At 63.5% G+C, this 19144-nt stretch carries 15 protein-coding genes; 5 read left to right on the top strand and 10 right to left on the bottom strand.

Features of this window, described 5'->3' with window-relative positions:
• Window positions 1-2: 2 nt before the first annotated feature.
• The 5 genes from ACUJ47_RS12615 to zwf are packed head-to-tail and all read right to left on the bottom strand — an operon-like array spanning window position 3 to window position 7617.
• The gene (locus tag ACUJ47_RS12615; RefSeq protein WP_445538733.1) at window positions 3-2780 is read right to left on the bottom strand and encodes a phosphoenolpyruvate carboxylase; all 2778 of its coding nucleotides are present in this window, start codon (window positions 2778-2780) and stop codon (window positions 3-5) included.
• Window positions 2777-3391 carry a bifunctional 4-hydroxy-2-oxoglutarate aldolase/2-dehydro-3-deoxy-phosphogluconate aldolase gene (gene eda, locus ACUJ47_RS12620; RefSeq protein ID WP_445538734.1) on the bottom strand — a complete coding sequence of 205 codons (615 nt, stop codon included), beginning with the start codon at window positions 3389-3391 and terminating at the stop codon, window positions 2777-2779. Before eda ends, ACUJ47_RS12615 begins: the two co-directional genes overlap by 4 nt.
• The gene (glk, locus tag ACUJ47_RS12625; protein WP_445538735.1) at window positions 3388-4374 is read right to left on the bottom strand and encodes a glucokinase; all 987 of its coding nucleotides are present in this window, start codon (window positions 4372-4374) and stop codon (window positions 3388-3390) included. The genes eda and glk overlap by 4 nt, the downstream gene beginning before the upstream one ends.
• Window positions 4371-6176: a phosphogluconate dehydratase gene (gene edd / locus ACUJ47_RS12630; RefSeq protein WP_445538736.1), complete on the bottom strand. Its 1806-nt coding sequence runs from the start codon at window positions 6174-6176 to the stop codon at window positions 4371-4373. The genes glk and edd overlap by 4 nt, the downstream gene beginning before the upstream one ends.
• Window positions 6169-7617: a glucose-6-phosphate dehydrogenase gene (gene zwf / locus ACUJ47_RS12635; protein ID WP_445538737.1), complete on the bottom strand. Its 1449-nt coding sequence runs from the start codon at window positions 7615-7617 to the stop codon at window positions 6169-6171. The genes edd and zwf overlap by 8 nt, the downstream gene beginning before the upstream one ends.
• A gap of 126 nt (window positions 7618-7743) precedes the next feature.
• On the opposite strand from zwf, the gene ACUJ47_RS12640 reads away from it, so the two are divergent.
• Entirely contained in the window at window positions 7744-8763 is a 1020-nt protein-coding gene (locus tag ACUJ47_RS12640) for a LacI family DNA-binding transcriptional regulator (RefSeq protein ID WP_445538738.1), read from the top strand.
• A gap of 9 nt (window positions 8764-8772) precedes the next feature.
• Here the strand turns inward: ACUJ47_RS12640 and rimO are convergent, their stop codons facing one another.
• Entirely contained in the window at window positions 8773-10185 is a 1413-nt protein-coding gene (gene rimO / locus ACUJ47_RS12645; protein ID WP_445538739.1) for a 30S ribosomal protein S12 methylthiotransferase RimO, read from the bottom strand.
• A 50-nt stretch (window positions 10186-10235) separates the two neighbouring features.
• On the opposite strand from rimO, the gene ACUJ47_RS12650 reads away from it, so the two are divergent.
• Window positions 10236-10736 (top strand): hypothetical protein, encoded by a 501-nt coding sequence (locus tag ACUJ47_RS12650; RefSeq protein WP_445538740.1) that lies wholly within the window; start codon window positions 10236-10238, stop codon window positions 10734-10736.
• Window positions 10737-10772: 36 nt separating this feature from the next.
• Here ACUJ47_RS12650 and ACUJ47_RS12655 read toward each other — a convergent pair whose 3' ends face one another.
• The 4 genes from ACUJ47_RS12655 to ACUJ47_RS12670 form a co-directional block, all read right to left on the bottom strand.
• Window positions 10773-11846 carry a potassium channel family protein gene (locus ACUJ47_RS12655; RefSeq protein WP_445538741.1) on the bottom strand — a complete coding sequence of 358 codons (1074 nt, stop codon included), beginning with the start codon at window positions 11844-11846 and terminating at the stop codon, window positions 10773-10775.
• An 11-nt stretch (window positions 11847-11857) separates the two neighbouring features.
• A complete protein-coding gene (gene surE / locus ACUJ47_RS12660) occupies window positions 11858-12625 on the bottom strand; it encodes a 5'/3'-nucleotidase SurE (protein WP_445538742.1) in 768 nt (255 codons plus the stop codon).
• Entirely contained in the window at window positions 12625-13905 is a 1281-nt protein-coding gene (gene serS, locus ACUJ47_RS12665) for a serine--tRNA ligase (protein WP_445538743.1), read from the bottom strand. Before serS ends, surE begins: the two co-directional genes overlap by 1 nt.
• A gap of 129 nt (window positions 13906-14034) precedes the next feature.
• On the bottom strand, window positions 14035-16407 hold the full coding sequence (locus ACUJ47_RS12670; protein ID WP_445538744.1) for a TonB-dependent receptor: 2373 nt from the start codon (window positions 16405-16407) through the stop codon (window positions 14035-14037).
• A 121-nt stretch (window positions 16408-16528) separates the two neighbouring features.
• On the opposite strand from ACUJ47_RS12670, the gene ACUJ47_RS12675 reads away from it, so the two are divergent.
• The 3 genes from ACUJ47_RS12675 (at window position 16529) to ACUJ47_RS12685 (ending at window position 19045) form a co-directional block, all read left to right on the top strand.
• Window positions 16529-17140 carry a TetR/AcrR family transcriptional regulator gene (locus ACUJ47_RS12675; RefSeq protein ID WP_445538745.1) on the top strand — a complete coding sequence of 204 codons (612 nt, stop codon included), beginning with the start codon at window positions 16529-16531 and terminating at the stop codon, window positions 17138-17140.
• Window positions 17141-17191: 51 nt separating this feature from the next.
• Entirely contained in the window at window positions 17192-17473 is a 282-nt protein-coding gene (locus tag ACUJ47_RS12680; RefSeq protein ID WP_445538746.1) for a hypothetical protein, read from the top strand.
• A gap of 663 nt (window positions 17474-18136) precedes the next feature.
• Entirely contained in the window at window positions 18137-19045 is a 909-nt protein-coding gene (locus ACUJ47_RS12685; RefSeq protein WP_445538747.1) for a tyrosine-type recombinase/integrase, read from the top strand.
• Window positions 19046-19144: the final 99 nt, after the last annotated feature.

The following is a 19144-nucleotide window of genomic DNA, read 5'->3' on the forward strand; positions in this document are numbered from 1 at the left end:
GCCTAGCCGTGCGCGCCGAATTCGTTGGCGATCGCGGTCGATAGCCGCAGGCACAGCGCATAGGCGCGCTCGATCGGGTCGATATAGTCGCGCGCGATAGTGGCATAGCCTTCGCCGCTGCTGTCGGGATAATCGCTCGGCGCATTCACGTCGAAATCGGTGATCTGCGGGAAATGCGTCGGATAGGCGCGGCGCAATTGCGCGAGTGCATCGTCGATCCGCAGCGTGAAGACCATCTCCATCACGTCGTCGCGGCTGATGTCATTGGCGCGGCTGAAGGCGGGAATCGAGACCGCGCGCAGGAACATGTGTTGCAGCAGCGCCAGCCGGATCGCTTGCGCCACGCCGATCGTGCGACGGACAGTCTCGCGGTCGTCCAGCGGGTTTTCATTGGGAATCAGCGCCAGCAGGCGGTGCAGCTTGAGCGCATCGACCCTTAGGCGCGAAGCGAGGCGACGGAAAACGCCGGTCCGGTCATCCGTGGTGAGATATTCGGCCAGTGCTTCGCAGGCGTCCGAAAGATGGCTTTCTGTGCCGCGATAGGGGCGGCTCGCCCAATAGGCGCTGTTGAACAGCTCGCCGAATGCCGCCACAGTCTTGATGCTGGCGAGCGCATTGGAACTGCGCACCAGCCTGACCAATTGGCGCCCGCGGGCGCTTTCAGTCAGCAGTGCCGCCAGTTCCTCGTAATTGCCGTCGGCTGCACTGCCGACACCGGCGATCACGTTCACCGGATAGCCCAGTTGTTGCAGGATCGCATTGTGCGGGATGGCGCGGATTTGCCGAAGGTTCATTCCGCGATCGGCGGCGATGTCGCTCTGGCGGCGCGACACGCGGCTGCCTGTGGGATTGAGCAGACCCAACCCGAAGGCAGTGAGCGCGCGCGAATAGGTTTGGCTTTCCAGATGCTTGCGCTGGTGGCTGCGGATCGCACGGTAGAAATCGAGGCTGAGATCGGTCCGGCGATAGAACGGATCGACCGGTGCATCGAGATCGGTCTCCGCCGGGCGCAGCTCTGCAATCCGGGTCAGCGTGGCGCGCGCCAGTTCGGGCGTAGCGAAGAAGAGATAGCCGTCACCGCCCTGGAAGCTGACTTCGGGTTCGAGCGTTATCCCCGCACGCAGGAAGCGCCGCTTCGCCCAGGGGCTGAGCGGCCATGTCAGCCGATCCTCGAAACTGTCGGGATGCGCGCCGCGACCCATGCTTTCGCCATGGGTGTTGAAGATCAGCGCGGCGACATCGGTGAGGCCGTTTGCCACCATTGCTTCGCTCAGCCGCCCTTGCAGCCGTTCGATCGCAAGGCTCGCCGGGATCTGGCCGACAAAGCGGCCGGCATCTGAAAATCCGGTCTGGATCGCCAGCCGCCCTCGCCGGCGGACATAGGCCTGATAGCTTTCCTCTGCGCACAGGGCGTCGAGGAAGCGCCCGCCATGTTCGAGCGCGCTTTCAGTCTCGAACAGCGGCGACACGTCGACCTTGTCATCGATCCCGAACAGCTTGGCGAAATAGAGCGCGGCAAGGATGGTCGAAGGCTGCTCGCACTCGGCAATCAGCATGCGGATCGGCGCATCCGAATCCACATGCGCCAGGATTTGCGCCATCGCCAGGAACTGGCGGATCGCGGTCGAGCTTTCGATCGCGAGCGCGGCGAAATTGCTGCGCAGCGGCTGCACTTGCGCCAGGATTTCACGCAGCGCCGCCATTGCGCCGCGGCTGGCCAGGTCGAGCGTGTTGTCGGGGTCGATCCGGCGGCGGATCGCATTGTGCAACTGGCTCGAATTCACGCGGAAATGGATCCAGCCCATGCCCAATCCGTCCGCACGCATCGCGGCGGCGAGGGTCTTGAGCGCGATAGCGCGCTCGTCCGCTGCCTCACGGGCCTCGGCTTCGAGCGCGTCGATCAGCGGCGTGAGGCTCAGAAGCTTGTGCGGATCGTCGGCGGTCAGGCGATTGGCGGCGCTGGACAGCGCATCGGGCGAAGCCAGGTCTTCCGCGAAATCGGCAGCACGCGCTTCGGAATAGGCAAGCGCGCCGCGCAGATCGTTCAGCAGCGGGTGGTTCGCATCGATCGCAGCCAACGACGCGGCATATCGCGCCAGCCGTTCGGCCTTCTCACCCAGGCGGAAGCCGATCGAATCGTACCATTTGATGTCGGTGCGGCCATCCATGTCGTAGCCGACCCAGCTGGCGAAGCGGAACGGCAAGGGCTCGAGTTCGTGCCACTGCTCCGGCCACTGCGCCGCGGCGTGCTCCAGCATTTCGCTGACGATCGCATCGCGGGCATCCTGCGCATGGGAGATCGCGCGCATCGCTCGCCCATGCTCGTATTTCAGCGTGATGGCAGGGCGCTCTGCGCCGGTCACGCAGGCGTTGAGGCCGATATCGGCACTGCTGCTCGCCGCGTCGGCGACTGCCGCAGACTGATCGGGCGTGAGCAGGAAGGTGGGGTGGGCGGTGAACACGGCGTGGAGCTGCGGGCGTTCCCAGCGGGCGCGGAAGGCCGGGAATTCGCGCTCGGTCAGCGACATCTCCAACTCTCGCCGGTTGTCGACGATTGCGACCGGGGCGACCAGCCGCCGCAGCCGCGATGCCCGGCTCTGCATGCTTTCGCATTCGAGTTCGGCCACCAGCGCTTCGATCGCGGCAAGATCGAGTTCGCCGCCTTCTAGCTGGCGCGAGAGGTCCAGCCCGAGCTGGAAAACGGGATTGAACAGCGGCGTTTCCTGCGTCCGGTTGTGGAGCAGGCCAAGCTGCTCGATCAGGGCGCCGACGCCGTTCATGACCCGAGCTGGCTGGCCTCGCGGGCAAGCGCCTCCACCGCAGACCTGTCGGGCGCGCCGCGCGGGCAAACCCAGCTGCCGCCCACGCAAAGCACGGCCTCGTGCGCCAGCCATTCGGAGGCATTGTCGGGCCCAATCCCGCCCGTGGGGCAGAAACGCACTTGGCCAAAGGGCGCTGCGAGCGCCTTCAGCGCCGGCAGGCCGCCTGCCGCCATCGCCGGGAAGAACTTGAAATGCGTCAGGCCCAAATCGAGCCCGCGCATGATGTCGCTGGCGTTGGCGGTGCCCGGCAGGAACGGCACTTGCGCTGCAATCGCGGCGCGCGCGAGCGGTTCGGTCAGGCCGGGTGAGACGACGAATTCGGCGCCCGCGTTTAACGCGTCATCGAGTTCCTTCGGGTTGGTGACCGTGCCCACGCCCACGACGGCTCCGGGCACCTGCTTCATCGCCCTGATCGCCGCCAATGCCGCAGGTGTGCGCAAGGTCACTTCGAGTGCCCGCAGCCCGCCTGCGACAAGAGCTTCGGCCAGCGGAACCGCGTGATCGACTTCGTCGATCACGATCACCGGGATCACCGGAGCGGTGCGCATGATGGTTTCGATGGGCTTCACTGGGCTGGTTTCCTGTGTTCAGAGGCATAGGCGGCCGCGGCACCGAACAGGCCCGGCTGCGGATGGACGATCAGTTTGACCGGTATCGAAGCCATCAGCTCCTGGAACCGGCCCTTGGCCTTGAATCGCTCGGCAAAGCCGGATTTGAGCAGGGTCTCGCGGATGCGGTATCCAAGGCCTCCGGCGATCACCACGCCGCCGAAGCCGCCCTGCGCCAACGCGATATCGCCCGCCACGCTGCCGAGCGACATACAGAAGCGGTCAACCGCAGCCGCTGCCAGGCTGTCGCTGCCGTCCTGCCCGCGGGTCCAGATGGCAATGTCGTCTTCATCGGCGAGAGGCTTGCCCTCCATTGCCGCGAGCGTCTGGTAAATGTCGGAAATGGCGGGGCCCGCCACTACGCGCTCGACCGAGACGCGGGTGTGGCGCTTGCGCAGCCGGGCAAGGATCGCGTCATCTATCTGGTCGAGCGGGGCAAAATCGATATGTCCGCCTTCTGTGGCAGAGACGCGATAGGTGCCATCAGGTTCGCGGTAGAGATGGGCGACGCCGAGGCCGGTGCCCGGACCCAGCACGCTGAGGCGTCCGGTCGGGGCAAGCGGCTTGTCGGGCCCGGTAAGGTGGATGAACTGATCCTCGCTTGCCCGCGCTACGGCATGCGCAACAGCCTCGAAATCATTGACGATGGAGTAGCTGTCGACATCCAGCTTTTCCTTCACCAGCGATGGGCGGATGATCCACGGGTTGTTGGTGAAGCGGATCACTTCACCGCCAACGGGGCCGGCAATCGCCATGCTGACCGCGCGGGGAAGGGTGCCCCCCCGCCGGTCGCGAAAATCCTCCCACGCCGTCTGGAAGCTCGCGTGATCGACGGTGTGGAGCGTTTCGGGCTCACCCAGCGCGATGCTGCCGTCATCCGCGATCGTCGCGATGGCAAAGCGGGCGTGAGTGCCCCCGATATCTACGGCTACGAGCTGGGTCATAGGCCTGAAGTCGCCAGCATCGCGCTGCCGCCTTTCTCTGCGCCATCGGCCATATTGCGGAACATGGCGAAGATCTCGCGCCCTACGCCCGACGCGGGCGAGGGATAGGATGCCGCCTCGCGCGCGGCAAGGTCGGCCGTGGTCGATAGCTCGCCGGTGGCCGCGCAGAGCCTTACGACATCGCCGTCGCGCAATTTGCTGAGCGGGCCACCGCCCAGTGCCTCGGGCGTTACGTGGATCGCAGCCGGGACCTTGCCCGATGCGCCCGACATGCGGCCATCGGTGACCAGCGCCACGCGATAGCCACGATCCTGCAGCACGCCCAAGGGCGGGGTAAGCTTGTGCAGTTCGGGCATGCCATTGGCGCGCGGACCCTGGAACCGCACCACGACCACGACATCCCTGTCGAGTTCGCCCGCCTTGAATGCCTTGGTCACATCGGCCTGCTCGTCGAAGACGCGGCACGGCGCCTCGATCGTCCAGCGCTCGCGTTCGACTGCAGAACTCTTGAAACAACCGCGGCCGAGATTGCCCTGCACCAGCCGCATTCCGCCATCGGGCTGGAACGGATCGCTTGCCGGGCGCAGCATTTCGGGATCGCCGCTGGCGCCGACTTCGCGCCAGACGAGTTCCTCGCCGTCGAGGCCGGGTTCGTTGGCATAGGCGGAAAGATCGCCGTCCCACACCGTCAGGATATCGCGATGGGCGAGCCCTTCGCTCAGCAACTCGCCGATCACGTAACCCATGCCGCCGGCTTCGTGGAAATGGTTCACGTCGCCCGCGCCATTGGGATAGACCCGCGCCACCAGCGGCACGACGCTGGACAGTTCGCTCAAATCGTCCCAGTCGAACTGCACGCCCGCCGCGCGCGCCATCGCCGGGATATGGATCGCATGGTTGGTCGATCCGCCGGTCGAGAGCAGGCCGATTGCGGCGTTGATGATCGCCTTTTCGTCGACGCATTTCGCCATGGTGCGTTCGCGCGTGCCCGCCAAAGCGGCGAGGCGATGCACCGCGGCACGGTCGAGCGCCTGGCGCAGCTTTGTGCCGGGCTGGACGAAGGCAGAGCCGGGGATGTGCAGCCCCATCATCTCCATCATCATCTGGTTCGAATTGGCGGTGCCATAAAAAGTGCAGGTGCCGGGCGAGTGATAGCTGCCCATCTCGCTCGCCAGCAGCTCGTCGCGCCCAACCTTGCCTTCGGCATAGAGCTGGCGAACGCGCTGCTTTTCCTTGTTGGCGATGCCGCTGGGCATGGGACCGGAAGGCACGAAGATCGCAGGCAAATGGCCGAAGCGCAGCGCGCCAATCATCAGCCCGGGCACGATCTTGTCGCAAATGCCGAGCAAGGCCACGCCATCATACATCGCATGGCTCAGCGCGACCCCGGTCGACAGCGCGATGACGTCGCGGCTGAACAGTGACAGTTCCATCCCGTCTTCGCCCTGCGTCACCCCGTCGCACATCGCTGGCGTCGCACCCGCGACTTGCGCGGTGGCGCCCACTTCGCGGGCATAGACCTTCATCCGTTCGGGATAGCGGCCATAGGGCTGATGCGCGGAAAGCATGTCATTGTACGACGTGACGATGCCGATATTGGGCCCGCGCCCCGCCTTCATCGCGGCCTGGTCTTCGAGTGCCCCGGCAAAGGCATGCGCAAGGTTTGAGCAGGAGACCTGGCTGCGGTCGGGCGCGCGATCGGCCTCACGCTCCATCAAATCGAGATAGGCGCTGCGGGTGCCGCGCGATTTCTCGATCACCCTTTTGGTAACGCGCGCAATGACGGGATTGAGCTCACTCATGCCAGCTCACCCCGTCGCGCTCGGCCAGCGCGATTGCGGCGCTCGGCCCCCAGCTCCCGGCGGTATAGGGCTTGGGCGTTAGCCCTTCGGCGTGCCAGCTTGCACGGATCGCATCGACCCAGTGCCACTGCGCCTCGACCTCATCGCGGCGCACGAACAGCGTCTGGTCGCCTTCGATCAGGTCGAGCAGCAGCCGCTCATAGGCGATGCGGCGGTGCTGGCCGACAAAGGCGTCGGGCATGGCGATATCCAGCGGCACCTGGCGCAGGCGAATGCCCTCGCGGTCCAGCCCGGGCACTTTCGACATCAGCGAGAGGGTGATGTTCTCTTCCGGCTGGATGCCGATGACCAGCCGGTTGGGCTGCATGGTCGCTCCCTTTCCGGCGAAGATCGAATGCGGCACGCAGCGGAACTGCACCATGATCTCGGTCACACGCTGGGGCAGTCGCTTGCCGGTGCGCAGGTAGAAGGGCACGCCCTTCCAGCGCCAATTGTCGACATGGGCCTTGATCGCGACGAAGGTCTCGGTGTCCGAAGCCTTGCCGAGCTCCTCGTCATAGCCGGGGACGGCCTTTCCGCCGATTGCGCCGGCGCGGTATTGCCCGGTCACGGTTTCACCCGTGGCGATCTGGCGCAGCGCGCGCAGCACCTTCACCTTCTCGTCGCGCACGGCAGTGGCGTCGAAGCTACCGGGGGGCTCCATCGCGACCAGCGCCAGCAGCTGCAGCATGTGGTTCTGCACCATATCGCGCAGCGCGCCGGCATCATCATAGAACGCCACGCGGCCTTCCAGCCCGACCGTTTCGGCTACGGTGATCTGGACATGGTCGATATGCGCCGCGTTCCAGATCGGCTCGAACATGAGGTTGGCGAAGCGCAGCGCCAGCAGGTTCTGCACCGTCTCCTTGCCCAGGTAGTGGTCGATCCGGAAGATCCGGTCTTCGGGGAAGGCGGCGGAAACCGCATCGTTGATTTCGCAGCTCGAACCCAGATCGGTGCCGAGCGGCTTTTCGAGGCACATGCGCACATGCGCGCCGTCCAGCCCGGCGTGCTGCAGCCCCTTGATGGTCGGTTCGAACAGGCTTGGTGCAGTCGAAAGGAAGATCGCCAGCCCCTGCTTCGGTTCACCGACCTTTTTCGCCAGCTCGTCATAACCGGCCAGCTGGGTCGCATCGAGCTGCTGGTAGGACAGGCGGTTGAGAAAGCCGGCGAGCCCGCCGCGCCGCTCGGCGGGCAGGTATTTCTCCAGTGCCTCGCGCGCGAAATTACGGAAGTCGTGGTCGGACATTTCGGAGCGCGCCGTGCCGATGATCTTGAGGTCCCGATCGATCAGCTCATCGGCATGCAGCGCGCACAGCGAGGGCAGCAGCATGCGCTGCGACAGGTCGCCGGTGGCGCCGAACAACAGCAACCGGTCAGCCGTAAATCCTGTCCCGGTCATCGAGGGAACCTCCATTTAAACGCTTCTCCCACGCGTGGTATCACTGGTGTCTAGCGCGTCGGGCAAATGTGGGCCATAGCGTCGCATAGCTATTCACGCGTCGTTTCGGGGCAAGGGATGAGGACCATGGACGCGCCGCGCAAACCAGTGCGGGTAACAAGTTTCGACGTCGCCGAGAAAGCGGGCGTCAGCCAGTCGACAGTGTCGCGTGCGCTGTCGGGCTCGTCGATCATTACCGAAGCGACGCGGGTGCGCGTGCTCGAGGCTGCGCGCGAGCTTGGCTATTTCGTCGACGAACGCGCTGCGCGGCTGCGGCGCGGGCATACCGGCACGCTGGCGACAGTGGTGATCTGCAAGCCGGGACATAGCGCGAAAGACGTCAATCCCTTCTCCTATGCGCTGCTGGGCGGGATTTGCACTGCCGCCGCCGCGCGCGGGCTGGAAGTGCTGGTTTCGCTGCAGGCCGAGGAAGACCAGATGTTCGGCCATTATGTCGAACGCGGGCAGGCCGAAGGGCTGATCGTGATCGGCACCACCGCCAACCGCGCCGCCTGGGACTTCTTCCGCGCGATCGGCGAAACCAGCCAGCCGGTCGCCTATTGGGGCTCGCCGATGGGCGATCTCGACTGGGTCAGTTCGGACAATGAGGCAGGGGCAAGGCTGGCTGCGGAGCATCTGGTCGAACGCGGCTGCACAAGGCTGGTGTGCATTGGCTCGCGCGGTTCGGTGCAGCGCCAGTTCGCCGAACGGAGCGACGGTTTCCTTGCGCGCGCCAAGGAATTGGGGGTCGAAGCGAAGCTGTTCGAGATCGAACAGGGCAAGCTTCGCCGTGAACAGGGCCGCCTTGCGGCCGAGGCGCTGCTCAAGAGCGGTGAGCGTTTCGACGGCGTGTTCGCAGTGTGTGATGCGATCGGTTTTGGCGTGCTCGAAGCGTTCACTGCCGCCGGGGTGAGCGTCCCCGGCAAGGTTAAAGTGGTCGGTTTCGACGGGCTTCCCGCAGGCGAAATGAGCAATCCGCCGCTGACCACGGTGGAGCCCGATCTCGACCTCGCCGGTCGGCTGCTGGTGGAAGCGGTCACGACCGATGGCGCCCATCCCAGCGTGCGGCGCGTGCCGGTGCGGCTGCTGGAGCGGGCAAGCGCCTGATCCCTGCGTTCAGTGCGAAATTACCCCGAACAGATCGTGGGCGTCGGCGTCTTCGACCTCGACGTTCACGATATCGCCTTGCTGGAGCGAAGCGGGCACGTTGCGCAGGTAAACCGCGCCGTCGATCTCTGGGGCGTCGGCCTGCGACCGCCCGGTCGCGCCGATGTCGCCTTCCTCGTCGGCTTCGCCCACTTCGTCGATGATGACGGGGATGGTCCTGCCGATCTTCGCCTGCAGCTTGGCGGCGCTGATCCGCTCGGTCACTTCCATGATCCGCGCGTAGCGTTCTTCCTTCACCGCTTCGGGCACGGGATCGGGCAGGGCGTTGGCTGCGGCCCCTTCGACCGGCTCGAAACGGAAGGCGCCGACGCGGTCGAGCTGGGCTTCTTCAAGCCAGTCGAGCAAATAGCGGAAATCGTCCTCGGTCTCGCCGGGGAAGCCGACCACGAAGCTCGAACGCACGGCGATTTCGGGGCAGGTTTCGCGCCAGCTCTTCAGCCGTTCGAGCACCTTGGCTTCATTGGCCGGGCGCTTCATCGCGCGCAGCACCGAAGGCGATGCATGCTGGAAGGGGATGTCGAGATAGGGCGTAAGCAGCCCTTCCGCCATCAGCGGGATCACCGCATCGACATGCGGATAGGGATAGACATAGTGCAGCCGCACCCACGGGGTCATGCCTTCGGGCGTCCTGAGCTGGCCCAGTTCGCGGGTTAGGTCGGTCATATGCGCGCGGACAGGGTGCCCCCTCCACTCGCGCTCTTCATGCCGGATATCCACCCCATAGGCCGAGGTGTCCTGGCTGATGACAAGCAGTTCCTTGGTGCCCGCGGCAACCAGCTTTTCCGCTTCGCGCAGCACCGCGTCGACACGGCGGCTGGCGAGTTTCCCGCGCAGCTGCGGGATAATGCAGAAGGCGCAGGAGTGGTTGCAGCCCTCGGAGATCTTCAAATAGCTGTAGTGACGCGGCGTAAGCTTCACGTATTCGTCTGCGCTACCGCTTCGCTGCTTGAGCGCGCCGGACTGCGGAATCAGGTCGATAAACGGGCCTTGCGAAGGCGGCGCAGCCTCGTGAACCGCCTCGACCACCTGCTCATATTGATGTGCACCGGTCACCGCGAGGACTTGCGGGTATTTCGCGCGGATCACGTCCGCTTCCTCGCCCATGCAGCCGGTCACAATCACGCGGCCGTTTTCCGCGATCGCTTCGCCGATGGCGGCGAGGCTTTCCTCCTTGGCGCTGTCGAGGAAGCCGCAAGTGTTGACCAGAACCACGTCGGCACCGGCATAGTCCGGGCTCATGGCATAGCCGTCGGCACGCAGCCGGGTGAGGATGCGCTCGGAATCGACCAGCGCCTTAGGGCAACCGAGGGAAACCATGCCGACCTTCTTCTGGTCGGGGATCGAGGTGGTTGTGGCAGTCATGATTGCGCGGCCCTCTACACGTCGAAGGGCGTTTGCGCTACCACCAAGCGATGCGGATCGAAATTGCAAGGTATGGAGCGGAGGAGCGGGTTGCCGTGGTGCGCGCCGATGGCAGCACCGCGCGCTTCCGCATCCCGCGCAAGGGCCCGATCTCGCATGACATCGTCCATTTTTGCGTCGAATCCGCGCTGGGCATGAGCAACGGCTACTGGGGCATGGTTGCAAGCGGCGAGGATCCAGCTGCCATCGCCGATCTCGCCAAGGCGGGCGGCCATGCCAGCGCCAAGCGGGCTATTGCACCCGACGTGTCGCTGATCGAGCTGCTGCAGGCCGAACGGCTGGTCGAATGCTTCGAGGCCGAGAGCTGGTCGGGCAGCGAGGACGATGCCGGGCTGCTCGCAATGGCCGAAGCGGGATGGGCCGCTAGCCATGTGCCCGCCCTAGATCTGTCAGGCGAGGCGCTCGCTTCGGTCCGTGCGAAGCTGGCCGAACTTGGCGGCCGCTGGCGTGCGCTGGCCGATGGTGAGCCGCTTGTCCTTGAATGGGGCTGACGACATCTGGCTGGCGAGCGCCAGCCGAACGCCCGCCTATTTCGATCCGTTCTCGGTCGGAAGGATTTCGACGATGACATCCCCCGCCTTGAGCTGCTGGCATTCGGCTTCCCAGAAGCCATAGGCCTCGCCGTCGCGGTAGATCCTGAGGCCGCGCCCACCGCTTTTCAGCGCGTCGACCGCGCATCCGCATTCGTCGGCGGTTACTTCGCGCTCGACCAGTTGGACCCGCCCGCTCACCGAAGCGAGATCGGCGAGATAGTCTGCGATGTGTGCGCCGCGCGCGCTGCCCGCCAGCAGCAGCCCGGTGAAGCGTACCGGGTTGATCACCGTATTGGCGCCGGCCTGCCGCGCCAGCGGTTCGTTGTCATCTGCGCGCACGACCACGCTGATCGGAACATCGGGTGCCAGCGCGCGCACGGTAAGCACGATCAGGATCGAAGTGTCGTCGCGTCCGGCAGAGACCAGCACGCGTTGCGCCTTGCGGATGCGCACTGCCTCGAGCGTGGAATCGCGCGTCGCATCGGCGGCCATCACGTTGCAGCCCAGCCCCTCGGCTTCGGCCAGCCGGTCTTCGCTCGGGTCTACCACCACGATTTCGTTCGGGGCGACACCGCGTTCGAGCAGCTCGTGCACGCTTTCGGATCCCGAAACGCCGAATCCCAGGACAACGATATGCCCGGCGAGGTTTTCCTGGATACGCTCCATGCGCCACTTCTCCCAGCTGCGCTTGATGATGAAATTATAGGCCGTGCCAACAAAGATGAAGAACACGGCAAAGCGGATCGGCGTCACGATGATCGCTTCGATCATCCGGGCCCGGTCGGTCACCGGGGCGATGTCGCCAAATCCGGTGGTCGTGATCGAGATCATCGTGAAATAGACGATGTCCGAAAAGCTGACGTAACCATCGACGCTGTCGCGCAGGCCGCCGCGGTCGAACCAGTGAATCGTAACCACGAAGAAAACCAGCGCCAACGCCAGCCCGATGCGGATAAAGAAATCGCCCCACACGGGCACCTTGACCGCGCGCCGAAGCGGCTTGAAGCGAGGCCCGCGGTAATGGCTCTGCGGCCTGGCGGGTACGATCCGGTCGATCTGCCTGGTCATGCCCGGCCAGTCTATCGGCCCGAAAAGCGTTCGGCCAGCCCTGCCAGCGATGCGTGATGGGTAAGGTCGAGCTGCAGCGGCGTGACCGAAACGAAACCTTCGGCAATCGCTTCCAGATCGGTACCGTGATCGGGCGTGTGTTCGATCGCATCGAGCCCGAACCAGTAATATCGCTGGCCGCGCGGGTCGCGCCCTTCCACCACGCTGCCGCGCGAGTAATCGTGGAAGCCCTGCCGCACCACGCGCATGCCGCGAACTTCCTCGGGCGCAAGGCAGGGGAAATTCACGCTCACCAGCGTACGATCCACGAATGGCGCATCAAGCAGCGGCGCGATCACCCGCGGCCCCCATGTGCGCGCAGCGGCAAAGCGGTCACCCCATTCGGGGCGCTCCTGCTTCATCACCTGGCTCATGGCGATCGAGCGGATTCCGGCCAACGCACCTTCCATCGCAGCCGAGACCGTGCCCGAATAGGTGATGTCATCGCCCAGGTTCGCACCCGCATTGACCCCTGACAGGATCAAATCGGGTTCGTCGCCCATCGCCTGCTTGAGGCCGATCGACACAGCATCGGTGGGCGTGCCGGTGACGGAGAAACGCCGCTCGCCATGCTTGCGCAGCCGCACCGGCATCGAAAGCGTGAGCGAATGGCCCGCGCCGGTCTGGTTGTCGGAGGGGGCGCAAACCCACACATCGTCGGACAGCTCGTGCGCGATCGCTTCGAGCACCTCGATGCCCGGCGCGTGGATACCATCGTCATTGGTGACCAGGATACGCATCAGGCGGCAGGCTCCAGCTTGGTTACACCGCCCATATAAGGCAGCAGCACATCGGGCACCGCCACGCTGCCATCGGCTTGCTGGTAATTCTCGATCACCGCAACCAGCGTGCGCCCGACCGCCAGGCCCGACCCGTTGAGCGTGTGGACGAAGGCGGTCTTCTTTTCACCTTCGGGGCGATATCGTGCGTTCATGCGGCGTGCCTGGAACTCGCCGCACCAGCTGACCGAGCTGATTTCGCGATAGGCACCCTGGCCGGGCAGCCAGACTTCGAGGTCATAGGTCCTGCGTGCGCCGAAGCCCATGTCGCCGGTGCAGAGCAGGACCTTGCGATAGGGCAAGCCCAGCGCTTCGAGCACGCCTTCGGCGCTTTTCACCATGTGTTCGTGCTCGTTCGCTGCATCTTCCTCGCGGCAGATGCTGACCAACTCGACCTTTTCGAACTGGTGCTGGCGGATGAAGCCGCGCGTGTCCTTACCCGCTGCGCCTGCTTCGCTGCGAAAGCAGGGGGTAAGCGCGGTCATGCGGATCGGCTGCGACAAATCGTCGATGATTTGTTCGCGCACGGCATTGGTCAGGCTGACCTCCGCAGTCGGGATCAGCCAGCGATCGTCGGTCGTGCGGAAATTATCCTCGGCGAATTTGGGCAACTGGCCGGTGCCGTAAAGCGATTCCCCGCGCACCAGCAGCGGCGGGTTGCATTCGAGATAGCCATTCTCGCTCGTTTGCCGGTCGAGCATGAATTGCGCCAGTGCGCGGTGAAGCCGGGCCATCCCGCCGCGCAGGAAAGTGAAGCGTGCGCCGCTGATCATAGCACCGGTTTCGAAATCCATGCCCAAAGCGGGGGCGATATCGGCATGTTCGCGCGGGGTGAAATCGAACTGCGGCTGCGCGCCCCAGCGGCTCACTTCCACATTGTCGTTCTCGTCCGCGCCTTCAGGCACATCGTCGGCGGGCAAATTGGGGATCGCCGCGAGCAGATCCTCAAGCTGGCGGTCCGCCGCACGGCCGGTTTCTTCCAGTGCGGGCAACACGTCCTTGAGATCGGAGACTTCGGCCTTGAGCGCCTCCGCCGTTTCCTTGTCGCCCTTGGCCATGGCCTGGCCGACCAGCTTGGAGGCTTCGTTGCGGCGGTTCTGCGCTTCCTGCAGTCGCGTGGCGGCAGCACGGCGCACCTCGTCGGCGGCGAGCAGTTCGGCGGCCAGCGGCTCCAGCCCGCGCTTTGCCAGCGCGGCGTCAAAGGCCTGGGGGTTCTCACGGATCAAACGGATGTCATGCATGGCCAGCGCCTATGCACGTTCGGCCATCCCATTTCCAGTGGGGCATTTTCTCGGTTCCAAAACGAATTCAGCGGCCCGAACCCTTTTATGGGCGCGGACCGCTGAAGCGCTGGCGCGGGAGAGGAGCGCCTAGAAGTTGAGCGTGCCGGTTACGAAGACCTGGCGCGGGTTGCCGTAGAAGGCGGTCAGCACGCCTTCATTGCCAAGGCCCGAGATCATGTTGCCGCTCGAATTGTAGAGGATCTCGCCGGTTACCGGATTGATGTTCATGTATGTGTAGCCCGACGTCTTGTAGTGCTTGTTGGTCAGGTTCTTGCCGTGGATGCCGATGCTCCAGCGGTTGTCCGGTGCGGTATAGACGAGGCTGGCGTCGAGCAGTGCATAGCCATCCTGGTCGATAAAGGGGTTCGGGATTTCGAACTGGTAGGTCTTGCTGCGATACGACAGCGTCGTGCCGAAATTGACCATCCCGTCGCCCGCCGGGGTCGAATAGTTCAGCGAGCCGCTGGCCGTCACCTTCGGCGTGTTCTGCACCTTGCGATATTCGGAAACGTCGACCGTGCCCGAACCTGCAACGAAGGTTTCGTACTTCTTGTACTCGGCATCGATGTAACCGAACGAGCCCGACAGGCTCAGGCGGTCGCCCGCGGTCGCAAGGTCGCGCGCCAGCTTGGCATTGGCTTCAAGCTCGAAGCCCTGGATCCGCGCCTTGCCCGCGTTCGACACGACGCCACAGAACGACGGCACGCCGCCGAGCGTACAGGCGACCGAGCCCGGGATCTGGACATCGCTATAGTCCATCCGGAACAGCGCGGTGGCGACATAGAGGTCGCCGCCCATGAGGTTGCCCTTGTAGCCGATTTCATAGCTGTCGACAGATTCCGGCGCAAAGCTGAGATATGCGGCGATTTCGTCGTCGCTCAGGCTGCCGTTGTTGTCGAGGTCGTTGGCGTTCTTGCCAGCGCCGCGCGGGTCGAAGCCGCCGCCCTTGAAGCCCTGCGAATAGCTGGCGTAGATATTGTGGTCCGAATTCGGCTTGAAGCTGATCGAAGCGCGCGGAGTGAACTTCTTGAACTTCGCGTTCCCGTCGAAATCGGTGTCGGTCGAGAAGACCAGGCCGGCATCGCCGAAATTCCCGCTACCGCCCAGGAAGGCGCTCTGCTTGAGGATGCGCGCCGAGCGTTCGTCCCAGGTGTAACGGCCGCCGACCGACAGGCTGAGCATGTCCGAGATGTCATAGGTGAAGTCGGCGAACACCGCATAGGTTTCGGTGTCGACATTAGCTTCGGTGATCCCCGTCAGCATGGGATAGAGGTTGGCGAAGGTCGTCCACAGGCGCACGTCGAACAGCGTATCTGCCTTGGCGTCGAGATAATAGAAGCCCATCAGGCCCTGCAGCGGACCGGCATCGAGCAGCAGCTGGAATTCCTGGCTCAGCTGCTCGTTGTAATAGGCGCCGGGGACGTCGACATCGACTGCGGGCAGCGAGTCGAAGTCGATCGCCGCTTCGCTGTCATCCTTGCGCCAGCTGCTGATCGAGCGGAGCGTCAGCATGTCGGTGAGCTCAGCCGTCAGGTTCATGCTAAGGCCATAGGCTTCGACATCTGCAATCGGATCTTCAATGCCGCCCAGCGTGTCGAACACGTCCTTGGGCGGCTGGATGCCCGAGATCATCCCGGGGATCAGGCGATGGCCGCCGCGCGGATTGCTCTTGTCGCGGGTATAGTCGCCCGAAATGCGCACCAGCACCGGCTCGCCCTTGCCGCCCAGTTCGAGCGAGGCGCGCGCGGCCCACACGTCCTTGTTGTAGTTTTCGAGGCCGGTGGTCGGGTTGTCGCCGAAGCCCCCGCGCGAAAGCCGCGCAACCGATCCGCCCAGCCGCACCAGGTCGCTGATCGGGCCCGAGACGGTGACGATGCCGTCGGCCTGGTCATAGGTGCCCAGCGTGCCCTTGAGCTTCATCGAGAAGTCGTCGGGCAGCTGCTTGGTCACATATTTGACCGCGCCGCCGATCGTGTTGCGGCCATAGAGCGTGCCCTGCGGGCCGCGCAGCACTTCGATCCGTTCGACGTCATAGACGTCGAGCACGGCAGCCTGCGGACGATTGAGGTAGACGTCGTCGAGATAGATGCCGACGCCCTGTTCGAAGCCCGAAACCGGGTCCTGCTGGCCCACGCCGCGGATGAAGGCGGTAAGGGTGGAGTTGGTGGCGCGCGAATTCTCAAGCGTGACGTTCGGCGTGACGAGGCCGATGTCGGTCAGGTCGATCGCGCCGCTTCGTTCAAGCTGCTCGCCGCTCAGCGAGGTTACCGCGATCGGCACGTCGATCAAGCTTTCCTCGCGGCGGCGGGCCGTAACGATGATGACATTGCTCTCTTCGCCATTGGCGGCTTCGGCGGCGGAGTTACCCGCATCTTGTGCCGCGGCAGGCGCGACCGCGAATGCGGCTGCGGCGCAGCCGGCAAGGAACGTGGCGCGGCGAATCGAAATAGCAGGTTTCATGGATGCTCTCCTCCCGAAATTTTCTCTCGCTGGCCCAATATTGAAAGTTGAACCACCTTTCAAGTTCTGTTTTTGGCTGCTATGCGCCATAGTCAGGGAATGACGGGGGAGAGTGATCCGAATGTCACAGGCTGAAACCGACAAGACCCCGCGAACCGAGCGTGGGCGGCGCACTTTGCGCAAGCTGCTCGATGCCGCAGCGGTCGAGTTCGGCGAGAAGGGTTTCCACGAAGCGTCGATCAGTTCGATCACCCGCCGTGCAGGTGTGGCGCTGGGCAGTTTCTACACCTATTTCGATAGCAAGGACGCGCTGTTCCGCGCACTCGTCGCCGACATGAGCCAAGCGGTAAGGGTGAGTGCGCGCAGCGCGATCGATCCGACCATGTCGCCGCTCGAAGTCGAGCGCGTGGCGCTCGCCGCCTTCCTGCGCTTCGCGCGCGAGCACAAGGAAATCTACCGGATCATAGACGAATCGGAATTCGTCGATCCGGCGAGCTACCACATGCACTATGAAACGATCGCGGGCCTGATCGAGCAGCGGCTCAAGGCCGGCGGTGAAAGCGGGGCATTCCGAACGGGGCTGGGCGATGTCCACGCCTGGGCGCTGATGGGGATGAACGTGTTCGTCGGCTTGCGGTTCGCCGTGTGGAACGAGGGCGCCCGCGATCCGGATGAAGTCGCTGCGCTGGTCAACGACCTGCTGGCTCACGGGATCGTGCCGCACGCGGGCTGACGCTGCCGAATTCTATCCGATTTGTGACGGAGAATTGAATCGTCTGACTCGGTGAGCGGCTTGACCCATAACGCGAGGCTCAATCGAGCGAGTCGCGATATGCCTCTTTTCCATTACAGCATTGATCCCAAGCGCGTGCGGGAAGCATCCATGTGCCTCGACCTCGACAATGCGGACATGGCCAGGCGAACGGCGAAGTTTGTGCTGCGAGAGCTGGCCGCACGCGAAATCATGGGCGGAACCTTCAGCCTCTCCGGCTCGCTCAGGATTGAAGACGCGGAACGCAGACTGGTCGACCTGGTGGCGATCAACTCATTGGTGGAAGTCACCTGACCGGGGTCATCGCGTAACGATCGGAATGGTGCCGCAGAGACTGATCTGCCTGGTGGGCGCGGCAAGGATTGAACTTGCGACCCCACCCGTGTGAAGGGTAGTGTCACAGGTCCTTGGAGGACTCATCCGTTATTGCTGTTCCGAGAACTCCGCCATTTCTCTAACGCACGGTGTTTCTGGGGTTTTAACTGTTTTCCGTGTTTCTAGCCGTTCCGAGTGGGGATGGAGTGGGGCGCATATCTAGTCGCAATTCTCTGTCAATTGACCTATACCCCACTGTATTCCCCACTGGCTTCTAGCAATCAAGCCTGGCCGGCTGGGTGGGAGTGCAGACTTATGGAGCCAGCTAGAGCTAATTCCGCGCGATCAAAGCCAGTGGGCCGACCAAGGCGCTACGCGAGATTTGAAGAGTTTGAAGCTGGACTACCCAAGACAACTGGGAAGCGGCCAGCATATTGCGACGGTATCGGCATTTTTCGAGGGGCAAGGGATACAACCGTATGGGTCAAAGTCCGCTTGCCGCGAGGGGGTTCTTACAAAGGGCGCTCAATTCCCCCTGGAGGCTCGATAGAGCGCAAGCTGGGGAGAAGAGCCTCATGGGATTGGGAAGGCCTTGTTCGCGAACGTGACCGACTTCAAGGGCTTGCAGATCGTGGCGAGCCGTTGGAGGCAGATGAGGTTCCAACATTCGCTCAATACGCTCAGCAATGGTTGGATCGAAAGGAGGCTTCGCTGCGCAGCTTTGGGGTCACTCAAGGCAATGTGAGGTCTGCGCTGAATCCGGCATTCGGTAAGCGAGCGATCAATGCAATCACCCCAAGCCATGTGAACAACTGGATTGCTCAGCAGTTGAGGCAGCTCAAACCCTCTTCGGTCCAGCGACAGCTAAACACCTTCAAGGCCGTATTGAATGATGCGATCCGCAACGGTTTGATCGACCGCAACCCAGCCGACAATGCGGACAAGATCAAAGGAATCGAGGCGAGAGGGAGGTTTGTCACTGCCGACGAGTGGAAGGTAATTCTCGATACGATTGATGTCATCGAGGCGAAGCAGGAAGGGAAAAAGGAGTCGAGGCCTCACCAGATTCGAGGTTGGCTCAAGCTGTTCGTCAAATGGGCCTATGAATCGGGAATGCGGCGAGCCGAGATTCTTGATCTGACATGGCACAATATCCGCAAAGTTGACGAGCTAACGGTGGTCGAGGTTGTGAACACAAAGACGGACAAGCCCCGCTATGTGACTTGCACCGAGGAAATGGAGGCTATCCTGAAGAGGCTCAAAGAGCTTGAGCGCGATGATGGTGATGAACGATTGTTTCCTGTCTCAATGACTACCCTGAAACGGTCGCTGGCGCAGCTATGGAAGGAAACGGGTCTGAAAGACGTGAGGTTGCATGACCTTCGTCGAACTCACGCAACTATCCTCATCCAAAATAACATCGACCCCAGGACAGTGGCGGGGCGGCTGGGGCATTCCGGCACATCGATGCTGGCAAGGCACTATGCTGTCAATCGTGGGGACGTAGAGGCTGCGAAAGCATTCGGTAGGTCGAAGACTGCAAAGAGCTAAGCGGAAAGTTCGGGCGACGGACCCCATTTACAAGGGCTTTCGATTCATAAAACTATCATTCGATGAGAAATTTAATCTATTAGGATAGCATGCCCTTTT

The organism is Altererythrobacter sp. Z27, assembly GCF_052683155.1.

What these genes read in the sequence shown, in the direction of transcription:
- rimO (WP_445538739.1), bottom strand. Translation starts at nt 10,185, where the DNA reads ATGACTGCCACAACCACCTCGATCCCCGACCAGAAGAAGGTCGGCATG.
- ACUJ47_RS12615 (WP_445538733.1), bottom strand. Translation starts at nt 2,780, where the DNA reads ATGAACGGCGTCGGCGCCCTGATCGAGCAGCTTGGCCTGCTCCACAAC.
- edd (WP_445538736.1), bottom strand. Translation starts at nt 6,176, where the DNA reads ATGAGTGAGCTCAATCCCGTCATTGCGCGCGTTACCAAAAGGGTGATC.
- ACUJ47_RS12670 (WP_445538744.1), bottom strand. Translation starts at nt 16,407, where the DNA reads ATGAAACCTGCTATTTCGATTCGCCGCGCCACGTTCCTTGCCGGCTGC.
- ACUJ47_RS12655 (WP_445538741.1), bottom strand. Translation starts at nt 11,846, where the DNA reads ATGACCAGGCAGATCGACCGGATCGTACCCGCCAGGCCGCAGAGCCAT.
- zwf (WP_445538737.1), bottom strand. Translation starts at nt 7,617, where the DNA reads ATGACCGGGACAGGATTTACGGCTGACCGGTTGCTGTTGTTCGGCGCC.
- ACUJ47_RS12650 (WP_445538740.1), top strand. Translation starts at nt 10,236, where the DNA reads ATGCGGATCGAAATTGCAAGGTATGGAGCGGAGGAGCGGGTTGCCGTG.
- ACUJ47_RS12675 (WP_445538745.1), top strand. Translation starts at nt 16,529, where the DNA reads ATGTCACAGGCTGAAACCGACAAGACCCCGCGAACCGAGCGTGGGCGG.
- surE (WP_445538742.1), bottom strand. Translation starts at nt 12,625, where the DNA reads ATGCGTATCCTGGTCACCAATGACGATGGTATCCACGCGCCGGGCATC.
- glk (WP_445538735.1), bottom strand. Translation starts at nt 4,374, where the DNA reads ATGACCCAGCTCGTAGCCGTAGATATCGGGGGCACTCACGCCCGCTTT.
- serS (WP_445538743.1), bottom strand. Translation starts at nt 13,905, where the DNA reads ATGCATGACATCCGTTTGATCCGTGAGAACCCCCAGGCCTTTGACGCC.
- ACUJ47_RS12640 (WP_445538738.1), top strand. Translation starts at nt 7,744, where the DNA reads ATGGACGCGCCGCGCAAACCAGTGCGGGTAACAAGTTTCGACGTCGCC.